The sequence below is a fragment of the Actinoplanes xinjiangensis genome (assembly GCF_003148685.1).
Lineage (GTDB): Bacteria > Actinomycetota > Actinomycetes > Mycobacteriales > Micromonosporaceae > Actinoplanes > Actinoplanes xinjiangensis.
In genome coordinates this window covers 45,102-62,713 of record NZ_QGGR01000036.1, presented here as the reverse complement: position 1 = coordinate 62,713, position 17,612 = coordinate 45,102, and the positions used below count along the sequence as shown (strand labels likewise).

Sequence of the window (17,612 nt, the reverse complement as noted above, 5' to 3'; positions counted from 1 at the left end):
TGGCAATCCCTCAGGAGGAACGGTGGCACTTCACGAACGGCCGGAGAAGTGCGTGGTGGCCGTCGACGGCCCCTCCGGATCCGGCAAATCCACCGTGTCCCGGCGCCTCGCCTCCGCGGTCGACGGTGTCTACCTCGACACGGGAGCCATGTACCGGGCCATCACCTGGGCCGTCCTCCAGGGCGGCGCCGACCTGGCCGATCCCGACGCGATCGCCAAGATCGCGCTGGAGACCGAGCTGTCGATCGGCACCGATCCGTCCGCCCCGCACTTCGCCGCCAACGGCACCAACGTCGACGCCCCGATCCGTGGCCCTGAGGTCACCGGCGCCGTCTCCGCGGTCGCCGCCGTCCCGGCCGTGCGCAAACACCTCGTCGCCCTCCAGCAGGCCATCATCGCCGGCCACCCGCGCATCGTCGTCGAGGGCCGCGACATCGCCTCCGTGGTCGCCCCCGACGCCGACCTCAAGGTCTACCTCACCGCGTCCGCCGCGGCCCGCGCCGCCCGGCGCAGCGCCGAGGACGCCACCGACGTCGCGGCCACCGAGGCCGACCTGGCCCGCCGCGACAAGCTCGACTCCAGCCGCGCCGTCGACCCCCTCAAGCAGGCGTCCGACGCCGTCGAGGTCGACACCACCGGCATGGGCATCGACGACGTCGTCGCCCACCTCCTGCATCTGCTGAACAGCAAGGTAAGTAAGTGACTGAACTTCCCGCCGGCCTCGATATCAACGACTTCGAGGGCGGGTTCGACTTCAACTCGGACGACTCCGCCACCGCCGAAGACTCCTTCTCCGGTCCCGTCCCGGTCGTCGCCGTCGTCGGCCGCCCCAACGTCGGCAAGTCGACGCTGGTCAACCGCATCATCGGCCGCCGCCAGGCGGTCGTCGAGGACAAGCCGGGCGTGACCCGCGACCGTGTCCCCTACGACGCCCAGTGGAGCGGCCGCCGGTTCACCGTCGTCGACACCGGCGGCTGGGAACCGGACGCCCGCGACCGGGCCGCCGCCATCGCGGCGCAGGCCGAGATCGCCGTGCAGACCGCCGACGTGGTGGTGTTCGTGGTCGACGTCTCGGTCGGCGCCACCGACGTCGACGAGGCCGCCGTCAAGATGCTGCGCCGCAGCCACAAGCCGGTCATCCTGGTCGCCAACAAGGCCGACAACCAGAACCTCGAACTCGAGGCCGTCCACCTGTGGTCCCTCGGCCTGGGCGAGCCGCACCCCATCTCCGCCCTGCACGGCCGCGGCTCCGGCGACCTGCTCGACGACATCCTCAACGCCCTCCCGCCGACCCCACCGGTCGTCGAGGGCGGCCCGCGGGGCCCGCGCCGGGTCGCGCTGGTCGGCCGGCCCAACGTCGGCAAGTCCAGCCTCCTGAACCGGGTGGCCAAGGAGGAGCGCGCGGTCGTCGACTCGGTCGCCGGCACCACCGTCGACCCGGTCGACAGCCTGGTGGAGATGGACGGCGAGGTCTGGCAGTTCGTCGACACCGCCGGCCTGCGCAAGCGGGTCCACCAGGCGTCCGGCACCGAGTACTACGCGTCCCTGCGCACCGCCGGCGCCGTGGAGGCCGCCGAGGTCGCCGTGGTCCTGCTGGACTCCGGCGACGTCATCAGCGAGCAGGACCAGCGCGTCATCACCCAGGTCATCGAGGCCGGCCGGGCCCTGGTCATCGCCTTCAACAAGTGGGACCTGGTCGACCCCGACCGCCGGTTCTACCTGGACAAGGAGATCGACCGCGACCTCAAGCGGGTGACCTGGGCGGTCCGCGTCAACATCTCCGCCAAGACCGGCCGCGCTGTCGACAAACTGGCCCCCGCGATCCGGCGCGCGCTGGCGTCCTGGGAGACCCGCATCCCGACCGGTGCTCTCAACCAGTGGCTGACCGCCCTGACCCAGGCAACCCCCCACCCCGTCCGCGGCGGTCGTGCGCCGAGGGTCCTGTTCGCAACCCAGGCGGGCGTCGCCCCACCCCGGTTCGTGCTGTTCACGACGGCCCCGTTCGATGCCGGCTACCTGCGCTTCATCGAGCGCAAGCTGCGCGAGGAGTTCGGCTTCGAGGGCACGCCGATCGAGGTCTCCGTGAAGCCCCGAAAGAAGACCGGGCCGGGGGGTCGCGGAAAAGCCCACGGGTGAGGTTGCTAGTCTGTACGAGATGTCGCGCGGGGCTGAGGCCCCGGGCGGGATCGGGCTGTAGCGCAGCTTGGTAGCGCACTTGACTGGGGGTCAAGGGGTCGCAGGTTCAAATCCTGTCAGCCCGACATTTTGAAGCGTTCCCGCAGGTCAGAGACTTGCGGGAACGCTTTTTTAATGGATGTGTTTCGATGGCGGTGGGTGATAGACCACTTGACCCGGTATCAGTTCGCCGTCTCCACAATGAACCTCCGGGCGAGTTTCTGCAGCTCAAGCATCATCTTTCGATGGTCCGGCGTGTGAAGCGCGGATTCGATGGAGCCCTTGACTCGGCTGCTCCGCCAACTGGCGTTCTAAGTTTCAGCAGGTCACAGCGTTTTCGCTTGATGGCGAGGCGGTTCTCGTAGTTTGCACGCCGCTCGGCGCTACCGGACGATCAAGAGCCGCCCGCAGATCCCTTAACTCCACTCCGGATGGCGCGATGCCTCATTGCCCACTGATCTGTCGTGCTTCACGAGCTCCGTTGGGCGGGCGGTGGTGAGTTGCAAAATCGGGCTGGTCCCGGCCGTGCTGACGGGAATCGAGGCCGGGCGTATTCCCGTTCACTCCGATGCCGTTGAATTGAGTTGGCGAGTCAAGGAGTCGTCCAAGGCGATGTGACTGACCAGGTCGTCCGGACCGCCTGCTGCTCCGGCCGCCAGGGGTTCAGGCGCCGGCGAGCGATGTGACGATCATGCGGCGACCTGTAGAATCGGCTGTACGTAGGTAGTTCGGGGGCCCACATTGCCAAGTAACGTGCATGACGTCGCGGCGGCGGTCCTGACCCATGTCGGGCCGGTCGAGGCCATGCGGCTGCAGAAGCTCGTCTACTACAGCCAGGCCTGGCATCTGGCACTCGTCGACGAGCCCTTGTTCACCGATCCAATCGAAGCATGGCGCGACGGGCCGGTGACGGTGGCGCTCTGGGACCGACACCGGGGCCAGCGGACCGTCAGGAGCTGGCCCACCGGCGACCCCGGCAACCTGGCGCCTACCGGGTCCCAGGTCATTTCGTTGGTCTGCCAGGTCTACGGCGACCTGTCCGGTGACGACCTCTCCGAGTTGACCCACAACGAACTTCCCTGGCGTGTCGCTCGGCAGGGTCTGCCTGACCACGAGCCCAGCAAGGCCCGTATCCGGGACGAGGAGATGAAACGGTTCTACCGGCGACGTTCCCTGGCTGGCCGACGCGTGGCTGACCTGGTGTCCGGTGGCCTCCACGGCCCTGCCGACACCGAGATCAGTGCCGCGGAGAGGAAGCAGATCTTGGCTGACATCCGTTCCGACTTCCGTCACCAAACGCCTGACGACGATCCCGGAAGCCCTCAGCACGTGGCTTCTGCGTTCACCACGGCCTGCGATCATGACCAGCCGCCGCGTGTCGCGGCCCGTATCAACCGGGAGCGCCCGCAGCGTGCCAGCGCACCACGAGGCTGAACCAGACCTCCATACCGTCGTCTTCGATCTCAACATTCTGTTGGACGTCGCGGACTTGCTCGGGCCGCCGTTCGCCTGGGACAAATTCCGGGATGCGGCGGCCCGCAACAGCCAGGCACCGGTTCCGAACCGAGCCGACAGCCGGATCGACAGCCTGCGAGCCGTCGCGCTCACCACGACCGGCCGGTTCGCGGGTCCGGAACTGCTCGAGGTGTGGACCTCCGACCACATCGCTGACCTGCTCGTGCTGAAGGCCCGGCAGCCTCGTGACGGGGCCACCGCCGAATCCCGCGGACTCGGGTGGTCACCAGAAGACGCCGAGAACCTGCTGCACGACTTCCTCTACGACCTGGTCTACGACATGACCAACGGCGGCCGCATCGAGATCGTAAACGTGGACGGCCACCCACCCCTCGACCACGAAGACGCGTGCGTCTTCACCACCGCCCTGCAAGCCGCCGATGATGCGGCACCCCCGTCGATCAAATACTGCGTGACACGCGACCGCGGCTTCCGACAGGCGACCAACCTCAACCCGAACGTCCTCGTCCTGTACCCCCACGAGTTCGTCACGCTCGTGCGCCGAACACGCGGCGCCCTCGCGGCCAAGAAGATGCGCTCGCCGTTCCAGCAGCCGTAACAGCTCCGCATGCCGGTTTCGGCGCCACCAGAGTGTGCTGTCGACGCGCTGACAGTAGATCGATCGGGTGCACCCGCTTGAACGCCCGGCGCCCCAGAACAACTCTGGAGTCAGGGAATCTGGACGCAGGCCGCTATGACTTTCTGAACCGGAGGTCGGCGATGAACGTGGCCAAGCTGTGGTGCGATCTCGAGCCTCCGGCATGGTCCGTGCTGCTGCGAGACTGGGAACGATCGTTACGGGCCGCCAACCATCCCGAGAGCACGCGCTACAACTACCTGCTCGCCGCCCGTCAACTCGCGGACTATCTCGCCGAGCAGATGCCCGACTCCGCCGGCGCTCACGACCCGGTCCTTGTCGTCAAACGGCAAGTCGTAGCGTTCCAAGCCTGGATGCTGGAGACCCGGTCAGCCGCAACGAGCCTCAACAAGCACAAGAGCCTGCAACAGTTCTTCCGCTGGTTGCTCGAAGAAGGCGAAATCGAGCGATCGCCGATGTCCGGGGTACCGCAACCGATGGCCGTGCAGAAACTGATCCCGGTCATCAGCGACGACGAGACCGGCCAGATCCTCGAGGCTTGTCAAGGAAACGACTTCGCGCAGCTGCGTGACCAGGCACTCGTGCGGATGTACTACAACACCGGTGCCCGGCTCTCCGAGATCGGCGATCTCCTGGTCACCGACGTGGACCTCGACACCGACTCGGTGGTCCTGCACGGCAAAGGCGGCAAGCAACGCCGTGTCCGGCTGGGTTCTCAAACGGCGCGCATACTCCGTCGATACATCCGATCCCGGAACCGACGCACCGGCATCGACGATGTGCCTCAGCTGTGGATCGCGTTGAAAGGGGCTCGTCGGCTGCGGGCAGCCGGCATCAAGATCCGCCTCAAGCGGCTGGGAGAGAAGGCCGGCATCACCAACCTCTTTGCCCACCGATGGCGACACAGCTACGCCCACGAGTGGAAGCTGGCCGGCGGCGATACCGGCGACCTGATGCTCATCCTCGGCTGGACATCCGAGGAGACAGCACGCCGATACGGAGCCAGCGCCGCCGCCGAACGAGCCCGCAACACCCAAGCACGCCTCGGTATCGGCGAGCGTGTCTAGATGTCAAGCTTCACCTTGTTTGCAGGAATGGGCTGGGCTGACCGGTGTGGGATACATACAGGAAGTCACGGGAGCGGGTACATGCGACAAAGAGGAGGCAGCGCTCACGTTGAAGATCATGTTCGTGGGAGACTGGATCTTCATCAGCGGCGGTTACCGCGGCCTTGGCGGGTACCGAGCCGGCGTCAACTCCGATCGCGGCCAGACAGCGAAACTCCAGACCCTTCATTGCGTGCATAGTGCCGACGCGTACCGCGTTGCTCTTGGACGCCGTGGTCGAGCTGACCGGGATGCCGGCCACCGTGAGCGCATCTCGGGCGCCATGAACCAGGTGACTGTTGCGAGCGGCCACAGCAATGGCATGGGGTTCCACCCCGGCGTCGAGCCACGTGCGGATCTGCTCAGCGAGCCGGGTGTATTCAGTGTCCCGGTCCGGGTACGCGGCGACGACAGGCCGCCTGCCGTGGATGGGCGATCTATAGCCGTCTAGGCTGTCGGGCTGATCGTCAAGTCCGGTAGGGGCGATACCGGTGAGCAGGCGCACCGCCCAGGCAAGGATCTCCTGCGTAGTGCGGTAGTTGACCGTCAGTTTCCGGCTGCGTCCGCGGATGCCGACGCCGAGGCTGCCGAGTGAGACGTGATTGTCGTAGATCCGCTGGTGAGGATCGGCCACGATGAACAGATCATTCGGTCCGGCCGTGACCGCCGCGCGCAGCAACCGCCACTGCGCAGGGTGCAGGTCTTGTCCCTCGTCGACGATGACATGCCGATAGAGCGGGTCCGGACGGGCGGCGACGATGCGGGCAGCCTCATCGGCAAGCTGCAGATGCGTGAAACTGTTGTCCGCACGCAGGGCACTGGTCACCTGCTGGATGGCGTCCCAGACCTGAAGGCGTTGCTCCCGTTTGAGGGGAGTGCCACGGCCGTGCCGCCGGGCGGCGAGGTAGCCGGCGGAGTCGGTCAACGACTGTGCCAGGACGACCTGCTCCCATTCACGTTCTAGGAAGACCGCGCTGAGCCCGTCCGTAGATGAGGCTGCCTGTCCCCAGAGGTTACGTAGGGCACGTTGGTCGACGATCGTGGGCTGCTGGCCGAGGGACTCGGCGACGATGCGATACGCAAGCCTGTCCACGTTGAGCACTTCGATCCGTTCGCGGACCTGGGGGTCGTCGGTGAGTAGGCCCACCTGCCGGTCGAGGGCGTCAGCGAGGTTACGGGTGAACGTGGTCAACAGGATCGAAGCGTCCGGCACCTGCTGTGCAAGGAAGACGGCTCGGTGCAGCGCAGTGACGGTCTTTCCGGTCCCGGCGCTACCTGTGACGAGCGCGGGGCCAGCGTAGCTAGGACGGTAAGCGACATGGCGCTGCATTGGATGCAGGAAGTTGCGCCACGCGTCGAACGGGTGGGCCAGAATCTGCGCAAGCTCGTTGGGTCCGGAGACCATCACGAATCGATCCGGAGTACGTGCGGCGGCGGCACTGATGTCGTCGGGGTCGACATCTGCCGGTGGTACGTCGACGAGCTGCTGGCTGACTTCCTGCCAGACCTCCTCCGGAGTCAGGCCCGCTGCGAGCCCGGTCAGCGCGTCGAACTGTGGAGCGGGAAGCAGATTGGCTAACGCCTGGAGGTGAGCCTCGGTCGCCATCACCCGTACGATCGGGAGAACATCGGCGTCGATGCCCAACCGGATCAGGTCAGCATCATTGACCGAGGCGAACAGGAGCTGCGGAGTGTTCGCGGCGGCCTGGCGTAGTGCCGGCTCGATGCTGTCGAGTGCCTGCTGGTTACGGACTTCCAGCACCCCGAGTGCGTGGTTGACGGTGAACCGCCGGCTGACCGCGTAGGCGTTGGCGTCGTCGTGCGGTAGCACAGTCAGCAGCAGGAACTCGTCGCCCGTGTCGGGCGCGAGGACGACACCTCGGTAGAAATCGGTCACACGAATGGTGCGGATACGCGAGTCTTTCGACTTTGCGAGTTTCTCCAGGTGCAGGCCGGCGTGCGTGTGCTGGGAGAACTTCTCGATTGCGGCGTCGACTGCTTTTTGAACGGGTTTCTGCAGTTTGGCATAGTCGGCCAGGAAGTCTTTGGCGATGCCAAGCCGCGCCATATGATCGATTCCTCCATCGGGGAGTTACCCTACTGCCGCGTTCCGTGAGAACCCATATTAGGCTCTACAGCCGAGGTCTAGCGATGGATCTGGACGGCACGCGCGGACAGAACAGGCACTGATGACGCGGACGAGGTCAGCCACCATATGACCACAGATACAGCATCGACCACTGATACCGCGACGCCGGATAATCCTGACGCGCCGGCACCCGGGCAACTGGTCACGGTACGTAACCGGCGGTGGGTGGCGTCCGACGTCGTGCGCGGAGAAGTCGCCAGCGGTGACCCGCACGTGCTGACCGGCCGAGCGCCGCACCGGGTGACCCTGGTCAGTATCGAGGACGACGCCCGAGACGAAGAGCTGCGCGTGATCTGGGAGCTGGAGCCCGGCCGGATCGTGCACGACAGCGCCAGCCTCCCTGATCCGGCCAATGGCTACGACGATCCGGCGCAGCTCGACGCCTTCCTCGACGCCGTGCGTTGGGGCGCGACTGCATCAGCGGACAAAACCGCCCTTCAGGCGCCATTCCGCTCCGGCATCGAGATTGAGGACTACCAGCTCGATCCGGTCGTCCGTGCGCTGTCCATGCCGCGGACCAACCTTCTGATCGCCGACGATGTCGGCCTGGGCAAGACCATCGAAGCCGGGCTCGTCATGCAGGAGCTGATGCTGCGTCACCGCGCCCGGACGATGATGATCGTCTGCCCGGCGGGCCTGACCCGGCAGTGGCGCGACGAGATGCGCGACAAGTTCGGCCTGGACTTTCGCATCGTTGACACCAACTTGCTGAAGGAGCTGCGCCGCTCCCGAGGTCTGTACGCCAACCCATGGACGCACTACCCCCGACTGATCGTCAGCGTCGACTGGCTCAAACGCGACCGTCCCCTGCGCCTGCTGCGCGAGGTCCTGCCCGCCGCGCCGCGCTACCCACGTACGTTCGACATGCTGGTCGTCGACGAGGTGCACACCTGCGCCCCATCAGGACGAGGCAAATACGCGGTCGATTCACAACGCACACGGGCCATCCGGGTGCTCGCGCCGCATTGCGAACATCGACTGTTCCTGTCCGCGACCCCGCACAACGGATACACCGAGTCTTTCACCGCCCTCCTGGAGATGCTCGACGACCAGCGATTCGCCCGCGGTGTGAAGCCGAACGAGGAGCAACTCGCCCGGGTGATGGTGCGCCGCCTCAAGAGCGAGCTACCACCGAAGTGGGACGGCAGCCCAAGATTCCCGGCCCGCCGCCTAGCGTTCCTGGAAGTCGACTACTCCACAGCCGAGCAGCACGCCCACGAGTTGCTGTCCCAGTACGCCGTCAGTCGCCGCGAGGGCGCGTCAGGCAAGGGCGGACAGATCGCTGCGGACTTCGTCACCACGCTACTCAAACGCCGCCTCTTCTCGTGCCCGAAGGCGTTTGCCGAGACCATCGATACGCACCTGGCCACCATGAACGCCCGCGATAACGCGTCGGCGCCGACCGCCGATGCCGGTGCCGAACGCGTGCTGCGGCCGATGATCGAACGACTGGACGAGACCGCGGAGGACGACACCGCGTACGCCGACACCGAGGCCGATGCCCTCGCCGCAGTCCGTTCCTTCACCGCCCCGCTGTCGGCGAGCGAACGCGCCCTGCTCGACGAACTGCGTACCTGGGCGCGTACCGCCCAGGACCGACCGGACGCTAAGTTCGCCGCGATGCGCACCTGGCTCGACCCGATCGTCCGACCCGACGACCAGTGGTCGGCCGAGCGCGTCATTATCTTCACCGAGTACCGCGACACCCAGCGCTGGCTGCACGAACGCCTCCTCACCGCCGGATACCCCAAAGAACGCATCGCCCTGCTCTACGGCGGTCAGGACCCCGACGAACGCGACCACGTCAAGAACGTCTTCACCGAGCACCCCGACCTCGACCCGGTACGGATCCTGCTGGCCACCGACGCCGCCAGCGAGGGCATCAACCTGCAACGGCACTGCCACCGGCTGCTGCACTGGGAAATCCCGTGGAACCCGAACCGGCTCGAACAACGCAACGGCCGTGTAGACCGGCACGGCCAGCACGCCGCCGAGGTCAACGTGCTGCACTTCGTGCCCGCTGGATGGCAGAACACCGATTTCGCCAGCGGCTCGCTGGAGGACGAGTTGGCGTTCCTGCGCCTCGCCGTGGAGAAGGTCGAGGCCATTCGCGCCGACCTTGGCAGCGCCGGAGAGGTCATCGCCGCCCAGGTCGAACAGAAGATGACCGGCAAACGCACCGACTGGCAGGTCACCGACGCGGAGATCGACCGTCGGGCCAGCCGCTCCCGGTTGCGGGTGGAGCGCGACCTCGCCCGGGACTTGGAACGACTCACCGAAGCGCTCCGGGGAAGCCGCACTGAACTTAACCTCACCCCCGCCACCGTGGAACGCGTGGTGCGTACCGGCTTGCGTCTGGCGCACCGCCGCGACCTACAGGACACGGCGACCCCGCAGGGCGCCACCGGCGCTTGGTTCCGGCTGCCCGAACTGCCCGGAGCGTGGGCCGCTGCGCGCAACGACGGCTTGTTGCATCCGGTGACTGGTCGGGAGCGACCAGTCACCTTCGACGCGGACGCTGCCCGTGACCGCACCGACGTCGTGCTGCTACACCTCGGACACCGCCTGGTCCAGATGTGCCTGCGGCTGCTGCGCGCCGAACTCTGGGCGCAGGCCCGCGGATCACAAACCACAGGTCCGACTGGTGCGGCGAAACTCAGCCGGGTGACTGCCCGCATCGTCCCCGGCGATCTGCTGCGCACCCCTGCGGTTGTTGCCCATGGCAGGGTTGTTGTCACCGGATCGGAAGGAACTCGACTACACGAGGAGATTGTCGTCGCCGGCGGAACCATCGAGGCCGGCAAGCTTGCCCGCGCCCGGCAAGACGACCTGGAGCAGTGGCTGGCCGCCGCGAGTGAACAACTGCCCATCGAGCAACTCCGCGACCAGTTGACGGCGCTGTGGCCGCAACTCGCCTCTCCACTCGCCCGCGCGTTGTCGACCAGAGCCGACCAGCGGTCCCGCAGCCTGCATGGGCTCCTCGCGCGCCGCTGTGACGAGGAAGTCAACGCCATCGCCGACGTGCTGGCTGAGCTGGACCGTTCGATCAGAGGCGCGCTTGACGACCAGCCCCGCTGGGAGCAACCCACCTTGTTTGCCATGGAACGCGAGCAACTGCGCACCGACCACGATGCACTGCGAGCCCGGCTGGCCGACATCCCTGCCCAGCGCGAGCGCGAAGTCGCCGCCCTGCAACGCCGCTACGCCGAACCGACCGCTCGCTGGTTTCCAGCAGCGGTCACCTTCCTGGTCCCAGCGTCCCTTGCGGGAGGCGTTCGATGACCACCACCAAGCGGCCGCCACGGCCGTACACCCCGAGCGCTGCCGAGCAACACGCCGAATGGCTTGGGCTGCTGCGCCCGGAAGGGCCGTTCCTCACCCTGCCGGCGCTCACCGAAGCACTACCACATGGGCTCGACACCGTGCCCGATACCGTCCGGGACCGGATCAGGCGTGCCTGGGCCGAGCTGCAGGATGCCCCAGACCTGCTCGGCCCCGGTTGGTTCGAATTGGTCCTGGGCGAACTGCTGCGCTTTCCTTCGAGCGCGGACCGACGGGTCCACCCTTCCTCCTGAACTGGCCGGAACATTCCGTCCAGACCACATTCTGTACGGCCCAGAACCAGGCGGCGGTCGAGCAGCCAGGATGCACGTTTACCGTCGCAACCTCGGCACCCCGCTGACCAGCGCCCGCGGCAACCAACCAGCGCTGTCCGAACAAGCTGCCGCACTGTGCCGCGACGCCGGTACGCCGCTTGCCCTGCTCACCGACGGTCGGCTATGGGTGCTGGTTCATGCAAGCGGCGACGCCCCCGGCTACGCCACCTTCGACGCCGACCTGTGGCTCGAAGAGCAGTCGCTGCTGCGCGCTTTCGCCACCCTGCTCGCAGCCCCGCGCGTGCTGGCACCCCCGGTCGGCGTCGACGACCGGCCCTCGACCAGCCTGGCCGGGCTCTTCGCCCGGAGCGCCGACGCCCTCACCCAGGTCACCAACACCCTTGGCGCACAGGTCCGCCAGGCCGTCGAACTCTTCGTCGCAGAGCTGGCCCGCCTTGACCGTGAGGCCGGCGGGGCGCTGCTGCGCGACGTCAGCGAGCGGGAAATCTACCGCGGCTCACTCACCGTACTGATGCGCCTGGTCTTCCTGCTGTACGCCGAGGAGCAGAAACTCCTCCCGGTTGCCGACCCGCTCTACGCCCAGGCGTACGCCGCCTCCACTCTCTACGACGAGCTCGGCGCGGTACGCGCCCTGCACGGCGACGAAGTCACCGACCGACGCACCGCCGCCTGGCCTCGTCTGCTGGCACTTTTCGCTGCTGTGCACGGCGGCTGCGAACACCCCGACCTGTGGATCCCCGCCTATGGAGGCTCCCTGCTGAATCCCGGTCGCTTCCCCTGGCTGACGGACGCCGCGGTCACTGACAGGGTGGTCTACCAGATCCTCGATGCCCTGCTGATCCTGCGCCACCGGGGCCGGGCGGCCGAGAGGCTCAGCTATTCCAGCCTCGACGTCGAGCAGATCGGCCACGTCTACGAAGGCTTGCTGGAATTCTCCTGTATCAAGGTGGACGCCCCGCACGTCGGCTTGATTGGCAACAAGGAACCCGAGGTCTCACTGAATGACCTCGAAAGCGCGGCGGGGCGAGGCGACGACGCCTTCCGGGCCTGGCTGATCGAGCGCTGTGGGCTGACCGCGCGCCAACTCAGCAAAGCGCTCGCCGCCACACCCAGCCAGCCTCAACTCGCCGCGCTGCACGCAGCCTGCGACAACGACGCCGACCTGAGCGCGCGGATCCGCCCGCATTGGGGCCTGCTTCGCACCGACCTGCGCGACGCACCTACCGTCTTTCCGGCTGGCTCGGTGCTGTTCACCCAAGTCGGCGACCGGCGGGCGACCGGTACCCACTACACCCCCAAAGCACTGGCCGAGGAAGTCGTGCAGCACACCCTCGCTCCGCTCCTTTTCGCCAGGGAAGCCGCTGGGGTGAGCCGGGCCAAGTCCGCTGCGGAGATCCTCAAACTCAAGGTGCTCGATCCGGCGATGGGTTCCGGGGCGTTCCTCGTTTCCGCCTGCCGATACCTCGCAGACGTGCTGGTCCGCGCCTGGGAACGCGACGGCATCCCCGTCGAAGCCGCCGCGCTCGCCGGCGCCGAAGGCAATCGCGACGACCTGCTGCTCGCCGCCCAGCGGATGGTGGCCGCCCGCTGCCTTTATGGCGTGGACCGCGACGACATGGCCGTCGAACTCGCAAAGTTGTCGTTGTGGCTGATCACCCTGGCGAAGGACAAGCCGTTCGGCTTCCTTGACCACGCCCTACGCTGCGGCGACTCCCTGGTTGGCCTCACCTCCGCCGAGCAACTCGCTGCCTTCCACCTCGACCCGATGCAAGGCAGGTGGCTCAACAACCGGGCATTCGCCCCGGTCAGCGAACGTCTCCATGAACTCCTCGGTGAAATCACCGAATTGCGCGAGTCCATCGAATCCTCTGTCGTCGAGGACGCCCGCGATGCCGCTGATAAGGCCAACCGGCTGGCCCAAGCCCAAACCATCGGCCGCGGCCTGCGTCTCGCCGCCGATGCTGTCGTTGGTGCGGCCCTTTCCGTATCAGTAGGCGGCCAGCACCGCCCTCGGGGCCCAGAGGACCATGGAGAAAATCTTGAAGACCGACTGACCAGGATTGGCGACGACGTCTACACGGTCCTTTCCGACGCCGCCGACCCTGCGCTGGAGCAGCGAGTGCGTGCCACCGTCAATGAGTGGCTGCGTGGGGGCCGACCGGAGTCGATCCGCCCTTTGCACTGGCCGCTGGAGTTCCCCGAGGTCGTCAACCGCGGCGGCTTCGACGCCATCGTGGGAAACCCACCCTTCTCAGGAGGCACCATGATCAGTGGGCGCCTTGGAAAAGACTTGCTGACTTACATACAACAAGTCATCGCAGAGGGTCGCACGGCCGGTGGACGTGCTGACCTATGCGCTTACTTTCTTCTCCGTAATCTCGCCGTTAGTAGCGGCCGCGTAGGAATGATTGCCACAAATACGATTGCTCAGGGGGATACCAAAGAGGTTGGCCTGGATCGAGCGGCCGCTTTAGGGTGGCAAGTCTATAGAGCCACCAAATCACAGCGCTGGCCAGGAAAGGCGTCTTTAGAAGTCTCCCTAATCTGGATTGGACACAAAGATCGCGGCGAAAGGTCAAATCTCGACGGCCAGGACGTTTTTGAGATCACGCCATCGTTACTGCCCCGCTCAAGAGTGGCTGGAAATCCCAAGCGTCTAAAAGAAAATTTCAAGCTATCATTTAAAGGAGTCGAGCCTGGGTCAATGGGCTATGTGGTGAGCGAAGAGGAGGCATCGGCGCTCATTGCCAAGGATTCCCGGAATGGGGATGTGCTCTATCCTTATATCAACGCCGACGATTTGAACTCCAGGCGCGACGGATATGGAAGTCGCTGGATAATCAATTTCCATGACTGGCCAATTGAAAAAGCAAGGACGTATAGCGACGTATTTGCGATTGCTGAAGAAAGAGTGAAGCCTGATTGTCAACAAAAGAACCCGCAAAGCTACGCCGGGCTGATGGATAGGTGGTGGATTTATTGGCGCCGCAGAAGCGACTTATTGAAAGCAATCAGCGGGATGGACCGGGTAATTGCGATTGCCCGACACAGCAGGGTTGGCCTTCCACTGCTCGTTCCTGCTGATCAAGTGCTTAGTGAGGCGCTCGTAGTATTCGCTAAAAATGACACCGCCGACCTTGCGTTGCTGTCAAGCAATATGCACTTCATCTGGTGGACAACGAAGGGCGAGTCCAGTTTACGAACAGATGCCCGGTACACGCCGTCAGATGGGTTCGAGACGTTCGCGCAGCCGGATTTGACCCCTCGGATGAATACTGTTGGACGAGAACTGGACACATATCGGCGGTCCGTAATGTTGGGGCGAGATTTGGGGCTGACGAAGCTCTACAACCTAGTGCACGATGAGGGCACGACATCGGCCGACGTGCGGCGTCTTCGGGAGATCCACGGCGAGATAGACGAAGCAGTGACCGAGGCGTATGGCTGGAGCGATCTGGTTCTCGGACATGGGTTTCACGACACGCGGCAGGGGCGCAGATTCACCATCGATCCGGCGGTGCAGGTGGAGGTCCTCGACCGGCTGCTCGAACTTAACCACCAGCGGCATGCCGAGGAATTGGCCGCCGGACGTACCGCCGTACGGGCCGTCAAGCCGAAGAATTCTCCGCCTGTCCGCCGTAACCCGTCGGCTAAGAGCGCGCCCACCACAACGACAGTCTTCGACGACGGCCTCTTCCCCATGCCTGATGCCCTCTTCTGACTCATTCGCCGTGGCTGCGATTCACAAGAGTTTCCGGGCGACGAGCGCCGTCAGGCATAGGCCGATCGTCGTCGCGAACGCGGCGCCGCCGGTTAACGCGGCGTCGGCGGGTCCGACTCCCGTGCTGGCCTTGAGGATGCTCGCCACCAGCGCGACGACGACGGCCAGCAGGAACGCCGCGAGCAGCCAAGGGAGATTCGGCGGAGGGGTAGTGCGGTTGTTCACGGCAAGCGCCTTTCCTGAAGAATTTCGGCGAAAATGGTGCCCAAGTCTGGCTGCAGGTCCAAGGCCCCGCTCAACAGGTGCTCCGCCAGCACGGCGCGGGTGTTGACGGCGGCGGCCACGAGCGCCCGATAGGCCGAGACTTGCTCGTCGAGTGCCTGGAGTGCCTGGCCGATGCGCCGCTGCGTCGGCAATGGCGGCAGCACAACCTCCAGCTGGCCGAAGGAACTGGCACTGATGGACGCGATCGCGGTGGCCTCCGAGCGGCCCTTGATCCACTCCTGCACGTCGGGCAGAGACAGGTAGCCGCGTAGGTAGAGCGAATCGATCGAGCCGGCTTCGAGCTGACGCAACCGCAGCAGGTTGGTGCTGAACACCCAACCGGCCTGTGACCACGTCACCAGCGCCGACGACCCGGTCGACCCGGAACGCGCGCAGAGGATGTCGCCTGGCTCCACTCGGAACCTGTCCAGGCTGCGGGCCAGCTCATGGGTGATCCTGATGTCCCCGGCGGCATCGATTCCGCCGTGAACAAGGTGTTTCGGCAACACGAGGACCACACCGTCCTGGTCCGTACGGTGCTCTTGTGGCAGCCGCGAGTGGGACGGCCCCGCCGTGATGTCGCACAGCTCCCGCAGACGTACCAGCCGCCAGCCGGACGGGAGGTCGTTGCCCGCAGGTCCGGGTGCGAGCAAGCGTGTCACCATCTGTTCCACCTGTGTCTCGGCGGCTCGCGCAGCGCCTTCCCGGTCGACGAGGTTCTCGATGGACGCCGAGGCGAGGGCCATAGCAGAGCTCGCCGTCGCGCGGCGGTCTCGGGCGATCTGGTGATCCAACGGATTGAGGGAGTAGTCGGGTCCGTCGATCTGGGCGGCATCGACAGCGATGCTGAGCCCGTCGATTCCCGCATGCGGCTGGCCGTCTTCGAGGTCTTCACGAAATCGCACATACGCCTGAGTGATGGCGACGCGGTCGGCCGCTGAGAGGGTGCGCCGCCCCTTGGCCATGGTGCCCAACCGATGCGCGTTGACCAGCAGGACTTGGTCATCGGGGTTCGGCGTCTTCCGCAGAATCCACACCGACACTGCGATGGGCGTACCGGTGAACAGCTTCGGTGGGAGCGCGATGACGCATTCGACGGCCCCCTGCGCCACCAGCGCCTGGCGGATGTCACGTTCCCGCTGATGCGCCGACGTGCCGGCGGTGTTGGGCATGACGAGGGCGGCCCGGCCGCCCACGTCCAGCGATGCGAAGACATGCTGGAGCCAAGCGAAGTTGTCGTTTCCCGGTGGTGGCGGGCCGAACGGCCAGTCCTCCTCGACTCTCTGCACACCCGGGGTGCTCGTCCCGTTGAAGGGGGGATTCGTGATAATCAGGTCGGCGGCCTGCCGCGGCCAGGTCCGCGTGTGCCAGGGCGAGCCGGTGACCAGGTGAAGTTTGGCCCGCTGCCCGTGCACAACCAGGCTCATCCCGGCGAGCCGAAGTGTGTGCGCGTGCGGGCTGTCGCCCTGCACCTCGGCGAGAGTCCCGGCCCGGCCGGCGACAGCGACGAGCAGTTCACCGCCGCGGGCGTACGGGTCGTACAGTCGCCGATCCGGACCGGCACCGGTCATTAGGATCTCGGCCATGACCTGTGCGACGTCGTCGGGGGTGAAGAATTCGTTGCTGCCCAATTTGCTCTCGGCTTCGTAGCGCTCGAGCAGCAGCGGGAAAGCCGCGCGGCCCAGTCGGCCACACAGGTATACGACCCGCGTCAGGTCCTCGATCGAGGCAGGCTGCAGCCCACCGAACACAGCCTTCATACCTGGCAGCAGACCGAAGTCACGCAGCCGTTTGTCGACCGTCTCGCCGATCGCGGTCAACAGCAGCGCGGCGCGGTCGGCGTCGCCGCTGCCTGGCATCCGGTGCACCAGTCGCCACCAGGTGTCGGGATCGGCGGCCTTAAGGAACATCAATGACGCCAGTAGTTGCAGATAGTCTGCCGATGTCCCTGTCCCGCGGACTCTGCCAGCTAGGGGCCCCAGCAACTCATGGAGATCCTCGGGACGATGCGATCCGGCGAGGAGGTCTCCGTCTGCCGCGCCTATGCGGTCGGTCGAAGTGTCGGTCGTGGACAACTTCCCACGAGCGCGGTCTGCGTACGTCGTGCCCGGCTCTTCATCTCGGTTCAGTGTGCCGGGCGGAATCGGCCGGCTGTCCAACCAGGCAAGGATCTCGCCCCGCCGGAAGTACACCTCCCCTCCCGCGCGAACCGGTTTCGGAAAGTCGTGATGCCGGCTCTCCCAGTTGGTGATCGCGGGTCGCCGGAGACCGACCAATCCGGCAATCTCGGAGCGGGTGACTAGCTGATCGTCAATGCTGTCCTGACTGTCCATGTAGCACTCCCCGGGTCACCTGTCGTCCGATCTCGACACCAGGAAGCTAGCCGGTTCGCTCCAGTCTCGCCAAGTGCGCACTCGACATGCGCGAAACAGAGCGAGGACTACATCCGCGCCTCCGCGCCCCGGGG

At 65.9% G+C, this 17,612-nt stretch carries 11 protein-coding genes and 1 tRNA gene; 9 read left to right on the top strand and 3 right to left on the bottom strand.

The window, feature by feature from the left end; genetic code table 11:
- Positions 1-22 precede the first annotated feature (22 nt).
- From cmk to BC793_RS43020, 6 genes are all read left to right on the top strand, one after another.
- Positions 23-703 carry a (d)CMP kinase gene (gene cmk / locus BC793_RS43045; protein ID WP_109602416.1) on the top strand — a complete coding sequence of 227 codons (681 nt, stop codon included), beginning with the start codon at positions 23-25 and terminating at the stop codon, positions 701-703.
- Positions 700-2,136, top strand: a complete 1,437-nt coding sequence (der, locus tag BC793_RS43040) for a ribosome biogenesis GTPase Der (protein ID WP_109602415.1) — start codon at positions 700-702, stop codon at positions 2,134-2,136. Before cmk ends, der begins: the two co-directional genes overlap by 4 nt.
- A 51-nt stretch (positions 2,137-2,187) precedes the next feature.
- Positions 2,188-2,261, top strand: a tRNA-Pro gene (locus BC793_RS43035).
- A 667-nt stretch (positions 2,262-2,928) separates the two neighbouring features.
- On the top strand, positions 2,929-3,609 hold the full coding sequence (locus tag BC793_RS43030; RefSeq protein WP_109602414.1) for a Panacea domain-containing protein: 681 nt from the start codon (positions 2,929-2,931) through the stop codon (positions 3,607-3,609).
- Positions 3,536-4,249, top strand: coding sequence for a hypothetical protein (locus BC793_RS43025; RefSeq protein ID WP_146246730.1), 714 nt, complete (start codon positions 3,536-3,538; stop codon positions 4,247-4,249). The genes BC793_RS43030 and BC793_RS43025 overlap by 74 nt, the downstream gene beginning before the upstream one ends.
- Before the next feature lie 161 nt (positions 4,250-4,410).
- Positions 4,411-5,355: a tyrosine-type recombinase/integrase gene (locus tag BC793_RS43020; protein WP_109602412.1), complete on the top strand. Its 945-nt coding sequence runs from the start codon at positions 4,411-4,413 to the stop codon at positions 5,353-5,355.
- A 10-nt stretch (positions 5,356-5,365) separates the two neighbouring features.
- Here the strand turns inward: BC793_RS43020 and BC793_RS43015 are convergent, their stop codons facing one another.
- The gene (locus BC793_RS43015; protein ID WP_109602411.1) at positions 5,366-7,462 is read right to left on the bottom strand and encodes a UvrD-helicase domain-containing protein; all 2,097 of its coding nucleotides are present in this window, start codon (positions 7,460-7,462) and stop codon (positions 5,366-5,368) included.
- A 147-nt stretch (positions 7,463-7,609) separates the two neighbouring features.
- Here BC793_RS43015 and drmD point away from each other — a divergent pair, with 147 nt between their 5' ends.
- The 3 genes from drmD (at position 7,610) to BC793_RS43005 (ending at position 14,881) form a co-directional block, all read left to right on the top strand.
- Complete coding sequence (gene drmD / locus BC793_RS43010) at positions 7,610-10,825, top strand: DISARM system SNF2-like helicase DrmD (protein WP_109602410.1); 3,216 nt, start codon at positions 7,610-7,612, stop codon at positions 10,823-10,825.
- Positions 10,822-11,118 (top strand): hypothetical protein, encoded by a 297-nt coding sequence (locus BC793_RS49270; protein WP_146246729.1) that lies wholly within the window; start codon positions 10,822-10,824, stop codon positions 11,116-11,118. Before drmD ends, BC793_RS49270 begins: the two co-directional genes overlap by 4 nt.
- Positions 11,119-11,188: 70 nt before the next feature.
- Entirely contained in the window at positions 11,189-14,881 is a 3,693-nt protein-coding gene (locus tag BC793_RS43005) for an Eco57I restriction-modification methylase domain-containing protein (RefSeq protein WP_146246728.1), read from the top strand.
- Positions 14,882-14,902: 21 nt separating this feature from the next.
- Here the strand turns inward: BC793_RS43005 and BC793_RS43000 are convergent, their stop codons facing one another.
- The gene (locus BC793_RS43000) at positions 14,903-15,106 is read right to left on the bottom strand and encodes a hypothetical protein (RefSeq protein WP_109602408.1); all 204 of its coding nucleotides are present in this window, start codon (positions 15,104-15,106) and stop codon (positions 14,903-14,905) included.
- Positions 15,103-17,478 carry an N-6 DNA methylase gene (locus tag BC793_RS42995; protein WP_109602407.1) on the bottom strand — a complete coding sequence of 792 codons (2,376 nt, stop codon included), beginning with the start codon at positions 17,476-17,478 and terminating at the stop codon, positions 15,103-15,105. Before BC793_RS42995 ends, BC793_RS43000 begins: the two co-directional genes overlap by 4 nt.
- Between the last annotated feature and the right edge of the window lie 134 nt (positions 17,479-17,612).

Coding starts and splice junctions, on each gene's coding strand:
- BC793_RS43025 (WP_146246730.1), top strand. CDS start 3,536: ATGACCAGCCGCCGCGTGTCGCGGCCCGTATCAACCGGGAGCGCCCGC.
- BC793_RS43020 (WP_109602412.1), top strand. CDS start 4,411: ATGAACGTGGCCAAGCTGTGGTGCGATCTCGAGCCTCCGGCATGGTCC.
- BC793_RS43015 (WP_109602411.1), bottom strand. CDS start 7,462: ATGGCGCGGCTTGGCATCGCCAAAGACTTCCTGGCCGACTATGCCAAA.
- drmD (WP_109602410.1), top strand. CDS start 7,610: ATGACCACAGATACAGCATCGACCACTGATACCGCGACGCCGGATAAT.
- BC793_RS49270 (WP_146246729.1), top strand. CDS start 10,822: ATGACCACCACCAAGCGGCCGCCACGGCCGTACACCCCGAGCGCTGCC.
- BC793_RS43005 (WP_146246728.1), top strand. CDS start 11,189: ATGCACGTTTACCGTCGCAACCTCGGCACCCCGCTGACCAGCGCCCGC.
- BC793_RS42995 (WP_109602407.1), bottom strand. CDS start 17,478: ATGGACAGTCAGGACAGCATTGACGATCAGCTAGTCACCCGCTCCGAG.